At 42.4% G+C, this 6,591-nt stretch carries 4 protein-coding genes and 1 pseudogene; all 5 read left to right on the top strand.

Annotated elements, in window-relative coordinates; genetic code table 11:
- Positions 1–2,697, top strand: a pseudogene (locus QUB56_RS35710) (hypothetical protein); the annotation flags it as partial.
- Between the two features lie 29 nt (positions 2,698–2,726).
- Positions 2,727–3,329, top strand: coding sequence for a CIS tube protein (locus tag QUB56_RS35705; protein WP_332961096.1), 603 nt, complete (start codon positions 2,727–2,729; stop codon positions 3,327–3,329).
- A gap of 55 nt (positions 3,330–3,384) precedes the next feature.
- Positions 3,385–5,085, top strand: coding sequence for a VgrG-related protein (locus tag QUB56_RS35700; RefSeq protein ID WP_332961095.1), 1,701 nt, complete (start codon positions 3,385–3,387; stop codon positions 5,083–5,085).
- An 18-nt stretch (positions 5,086–5,103) separates the two neighbouring features.
- Positions 5,104–5,601, top strand: a complete 498-nt coding sequence (locus QUB56_RS35695; protein ID WP_332961094.1) for a PAAR domain-containing protein — start codon at positions 5,104–5,106, stop codon at positions 5,599–5,601.
- 187 nt (positions 5,602–5,788) lie between these two features.
- Positions 5,789–6,591, top strand: an 803-nt coding sequence (locus QUB56_RS35690; RefSeq protein WP_332961093.1) for a hypothetical protein, incomplete at its 3' end; no start/stop codon positions are given.

Below are 6,591 nucleotides of genomic sequence, written 5' to 3'. Positions count from 1 at the left end.
CCTCAAACAGATGGAGAAGTGGATGCGGTTCCCAACTCTCCCAACTTAATCCAATCAAAACCTTCCCCAGTACCAACTCAAGAAACAGAAAGTTTAACGCCTCAAACAGATGGAGAAGTGGATGCGGTTCCCAACTCTCCCAACTTAATCCAATCAAAACCTTCCCCAGTACCAACTCAAGAAACAGAAAGTTTAACTGCTAAAACTGGACAAGAAGTAGATGCGCTCCCAAATTCTCCCAATTTAATCCAGTCAAAACCTGTCCCAGTACCAACTCAAGAAACAGAAAATTTAACGCCTCAAACAGATGGAGAAGTGGATGGAACCCCAAATTCTGCCAATTTAATTCAATCAAAACCTTCCCCAGTACCAACTCAAGAAACAGAAAGTTTAACTGCTAAAACAGGACAAGAAGTAGATGCGCTCCCAAATTCTCCCAATTTAATCCAGTCAAAACCTGTCCCAGTACCAACTCAAGAAACAGAAAATTTAACGCCTCAAACAGATGGAGAAGCGGATGGAACCCCAAATTCTCCCAATTTAATTCAATCAAAACCTTCCCCAGTACAAACTCAAGAAACAGAAAATTTAACGCCTCAAACAGATGGAGAAGTGGATGGAACCCCAAATTCTCCCAATTTAATCCAATCAAAACCTTCCCCAGTACCAACTCAAGAAACAGAAAATTTAACGGCGAAAACAGGACAAGAAGTAGATGCGCTCCCAAGTTATGCCAACTTAATCCAGTCAAAACCTGTCCCAGTACCAACTCAAGAAACAGAAAATTTAACGCCTCAAACAGATGGAGAAGTAGATGCGGTTCCAAATTCTGCCAACTTAATCCAATCAAAACCTTCTCCAGTACCAACTCAAGAAACAGAAAATTTAACGCCTCAAACAGATGGAGAAGTAGATGCGGTTCCAAATTCTCCCAATTTAATCCAATCAAAGCCTTCTTCAGTACCAACTCAAGAAACAGAAAATTTAACGCCTCAAACAGATGGAGAAGTAGATGCGGTTCCAAATTCTCCCAATTTAATCCAATCAAAGCCTTCTTCAGTACCAACTCAAGAAACAGAAAGTTTAACGCCTCAAACAGATGGAGAAGTAGATGCGGTTCCAAATTCTCCCAATTTAATCCAACCAAAGCCTTCTTCAGTACCAACTCAAGAAACAGAAAGTTTAACTGCTAAAACTGGACAAGAAGTAGATGTGGCACCAATTTCTGCCAATTTAATCCAATCAAAACCTTTCCCAGTACCAACACAAGAAACAGAAAGTTTAACGCCTAAAACAGAAGGAGAAGTAGATGCGGCCCCAAATTCTCCCAACTTAATCCAATCAAAACCTTCTCCAGTACTAACTCAAGAAACAGAAAGTTTAACTGCTAAAACTGGACAAGAAGTAGATGCGGCCCCAAATTCTCCCAACTTAATCCAATCACAACCTTCCCCAATACCAACTCAAGAAACAGAAAGTTTAACGGCGACAACAGAGGGAAAAGTGGATGCTGCACCAATTTCTGCCAATTTAATTCAAGCTAAATCTTTTCCATTATTATCTATAAAAAATACCTCGCCACCGCTAGAAAATTTTAGAGAAAATAGACAGGATGATAGTTTTATATCTCCTAATGCTAGCTCGGAAATATCTTCAGACACCATAATTTCTTCCCAGACAAATCTTGTCCAAGCTAGCTCAAAAAATCCAAGCTTTAACCTTATCCAACCTTTGGGAAATTCAAAATCCCTGGCTCAAAACTCAGATTTATTTCTGTCTGACTTTGTAAGTAATGAGACAGATAAACAACCTACTATTTCTCAGGAAACAACCCTCTTATCTAGTAGTTCTCCGTCCAATATTTCCAAATTATCAGAAGAAGATTCCCCCAATATTTCTCGCACAACCGACACAGAATCTCCTAAGAATTCGGCAAAAGTTGAAAATATACCAAATTCTTGGTCAAGTATATCTGAATTAATGGGGGAAAATGCTAACAATGCACCAGCTAATATAGATTCTCTCAAACCATTGGGTTTCTCACAACAGCTCAACAACCCCAACAATTCGATATTGGCAAAATTAGAGAACAAATACACCAATAACAACGAACAAAAAAATAATACATTCGATACACCGACATCATGGTCAAACATATCCGAATTATTGGGTGAAAGTTCTACCACAACACCAGATAATAGTATCCCGATTAAAAACGAAGATCCGCCTGCATCCTTACCTGAACCGGAATCTTCACCTTCTTATACTTTGGCTTCTCCCAATGTGTCTGACAATTACACATTGACCACTAGCGGAGAAACTGCCCAACTAATAACAGCAGACACTGCAGGGAAAAACCGATCCATAGAAGAGGAAGAATTAGAAAAGTTGGCTCAAAAAGTTTACACTCTTATGCGACAATGGCTAGAAATAGAACAAGAGCGTCAAGGCCACCAATCATTAGGTTATCCGAGTTGGCTGAGTAATATTGCCTCAACCTACGGAACTTCTGCTAAAGTAAGATCGGCACCAGAGCGATCGACTCCAGGAGCGCCACCACCAGGCGATTCTGGTGAAGTTTCCCTACTTGATGATAAATTACAAAAACTGACCGGAGAAATCTATTACCTAGTTCGGCAGCGTTTAGAAATCAATCGAGAGCGTCAGGGAGGCTACTACAGCACTCCCTTGTATTAGTAATAAAACATCTACATAGAGGATAAATTATGGCATCAGCTACAAGTTCACCCATCACATCAACATCAAGTAAATCCGGAAATTTGGTTAAAGCCACTTTAATATCTGATGATGGTGTGCCACAAATTGAATTTATGTTTAATCCCACTGAATTAGTTTTCGAGGGAGTTGTAGAAACCTCCGAAAGTCCCGGTGCACGTACCGAAGATAAAGGAACCCCTAAAGTTAGTTTTTCTCATGTAAAAGCTTACAAAGTTACCATCAATAAAATTTTGTTTGATACTTACGAAGATGGAGGAGATGTTGTTAAACAATATATAGAGAATTTTAGAAAATCTGTTGAATTTGTCAAAGGAAAAGAACGCCCGCCAATTTATCAATTTATGTGGGGAAAACAGGTTTATCTGCGGCGCTGCTTTATTGAAAAATTGAATTATAAACTTACCATGTTTCTCCCAGACGGAACACCCGTCCGGGCTGTCATCGATAGCCTAACTTTAAAAGAAGCCGATGAACCCAAAGAAAACGGACCTTTAGGTGCTAAACCTCCAGCTAAAGTAGACCGTCAAACAGATAGTTTGGCCAACCGGAAATCCTCAAGTAAAACTAATCGCCGAACTTCAAAGATTTAACTGATACCACATCTTTTTATAAGCTAAAAAACCCCAACCAAACCACTAAAAAATTATGACAGGAGTCCATTACCGCGCCCTACCGACACTAGAAATAGATGGCAAGCAAGCTCCTCCAAACTTAATGGAAGATATTCTTCAAGTCCTCGTAGAAGAAAGCCTGCATCTGCCAGGAATGTTTACCCTAGTGATTCAAAATGATTATTTTCCCGGTCGCAACCAGGATGAACGTTGGCGCTACCAAAACTTATTACAAATTGGTAAACCCGTCAAAATTGGCTTTACCTCCAGCACAACAGAATCTAGAAATTACAATCAAGACAAGAAAAATTACGTCATAGAAGGCGAAATTACAGGAATTGAAACCTTATTCAGCGAAAAATCTCAAGCTCCGGTAATTGTTCGTGGTTATGATGTCGGTCACCGCTTGCATCGGGGACTTTACAACCGTTCTTTTCAGAATATGACCGACAGTGACATTGTGAAGAAAATAATCCAGGAAGTGGGCATAAAGGCTGGCACTATCGATGCTAGTGGCGTGGCGCATGACTATGCTTTTCAGGAAAATCAAACCAACATGGAATTTTTGCGGCAACGAGCCGACAGAATTGGATTTGAACTATTTCTTCAAGATGGAAAATTGAACTTTCGTAAACCCAAAGCTGATAGTAAAAAATTAACCCTTACATGGTTGACAGACCTCCGCAGCTTCCGCGTGCGAGTCACCAGTGCAGAGCAAGTAAAAGAAGTAGAAGTAAGAGCCTGGGATTACAAAGAAAAAAGAGCCATTATATCCACAAAAAAACAAGAACAAGTTATTACTAAAACACAAAGCGGTAAAGGTAGTGATACCAGCAATAAGTTTAACGGCAAGCCTCCTAAACCCAAAATGATTTTAAACTGGACTTGCTTTAATCCCAAAGAAGCCGATACCAAGGCCCAAGCTTTGTGCGACGAATTAGGAGGTCAATTTGTCTATGCCGATGCCAAAGCTGAAGGAAATACCGATATTCGACCGGGGCGCATCGTCACATTAGAAAAGATGGGACAGCACAGCGGCGAATACTACGTTACCGAAACTCGTCATACCTATCACGAGCGAGTATACATTACAGAATTCAGTGTGCGGGGATTGCGGGGAGGAAACCTTTTGACGGCGCTTTCTCCGGTAAATCACTTGCAACCCGGACAAAGTTTCCTAGTAGGAATTGTTACTGATAACCAAGACCCGAAAGGTTGGGGTCGAGTTAAAGTTAAGTTTCCTACACTAACCGAAGAACACGCCAGCAATTGGGCTAGAATAGTAGCCATAGGTGCGGGCAGTCAGCGAGGATTTGACTGTTTGCCAGAAATTAATGACGAAGTGCTGGTGGCTTTTGAACAGGGCGATATTCATCGTCCCTATGTGATTGGTGGAGTTTGGAACGGCAAAGATGCACCGCCCAATCCGGTGGCAAATGATGTTGCTAATGGCAAAGTGCGCTTGCGGACGTTTCAAACCCGCGTCGGGCATAAAATTCAGTTTGTGGAGGAGGATAAAGGTCTCAGTCAGAAAGGAGCTTATATTGAGACAGCAGGGGGCCATAAATTACGCATTAATGACAGCCAAAAGTTTGTAGAAATTGAAACTAAGGGGGGTCATAAATTACGTTTGGATGACAGTATGCAAAGTATTACTTTGAGTTCTACGGGTAATATTGATATCAATGCCAAGGGCATTGTTACTATCACAGGTAGCTTGATTAAACTGAACTAAAAGTTAAGGAATGTTTGTATGAGTAGACCAGCAGCTAGAATTACAGATGCCGTAGCCCATCCCCTCCCACCTGTATTAACGGGAGGGCCTGGTAGCGCTAATGTATTGATAGGAAATTTACCAGCTTGGCGGGGAATTCCTTTAGCCTCAGCAGGTGCAATACTATCGGCTAAAGCAGTTAGCGAGACAGGGATTAAAGCAGCCGAAGCTGCAACCCTAGCAGCGGCAGGAACCCCAGGTTTGCCAGCAGCTAAATTGGCTGAAGAAACAACGAAAGCAACGGCTGCGGCAAGCATGAGCAGTACGATTGTTAGTAGCGCTGGTGGGGCAGATATCCATAATTGCGCTACACCTTTGCCAGTTCCTCCACACGGTCCTGGGGTTGTAATCGGTGGTAGCAGTACAGTTTTGATTAACGGGCTTCCCGCCAGTCGCTTGGGAGATACAATTGTGGAAGCTCTTGGACCACCGAATAAAATTTCGGCGGGCTGTGCTACTGTATTAATTGGCGGTTAATCCTAGTCCAAAAAATAGCAACAAAACTTAACTAGCAAGCTAGAAATAGGGTGGAAGCCTAAATCTTGGGTTCCAAAGCGACGATTTTTAAAAGAAACCGGGTTGGTGAGCGTAAGTCCCGCTCGAATCTAAAATCTGAAATTAACAATCTGCAATAATTGCTGGCAGTGCCGGGAGGAGTTAGGTGATGAACGATCGAGTATTAGCTAAAAAGAAAACCTCGACGGCGCCACCTGTGGCGAATCAAGCCAGTTCCCCCCTACTTCACCAACGCCCGTTTACGGATGAGATAGCTCAATCTGTTGGCAGCAATTCCAACATATCGAAGGAATTAGGAGGGATTAAACCAAAAACAACTCGTCGTGGCTTGAATTGGCAAAATATCAGTGTAGAAGCGCCCTCTCGGAGTGAGGAGAAGTCTTTACCAGGTGGGATTCAAGGCCAACAGCAAGAACCAGGGGCAGTAATTGGCGAAAGGGTGGAAGCAGATTCAGCACAAAAAAATTCAACGATATCCACCTCGGAGCTAGCACAAAAGCCTTTAATCGCCCGTGCTCCGTTTAATGGGCGAAATATTCCAATAGAAGCGCCTCCTAGTTCGGCAGCTTCTAGCACTTACTCAGAAGGAATTCAGCGTCTTGAAACCTCTGGAGGGAAGGAGCAAGAAAAATCAACAGAATCTCTCCAGATGCAGCCTGAGGAGGAAATTCAGGCTAAGTCTAGTTCCAGCGAACCACAAGAAAAAGAAGAGCAAAACCAGGAATCTGTTCAAACCAAACCAACCGTTAGCGCACCGCGGGATAAAAACGAACAAGAAGCTGACAGCATGGCGGGGAAAGTCATGGCCATGCCAGACTCAGCCACCCAGCAGCCAATTCAACGTCAAACCGGGGAAGAAACAGAAGCAGTCCAAATGCAGCCTGAGGAGGAAATTCAGGCTAAGTCTAGTTCCAGCGAACCACAAGAAAAAGAAGAGCAAAACCAGGAATC

Source organism: Microcoleus sp. AR_TQ3_B6 (assembly GCF_036702785.1).
Taxonomy (GTDB): domain Bacteria; phylum Cyanobacteriota; class Cyanobacteriia; order Cyanobacteriales; family Microcoleaceae; genus Microcoleus.
Note: the sequence above shows the minus strand (reverse complement) of the source record. Positions and strands in the feature narration are given on the sequence as shown.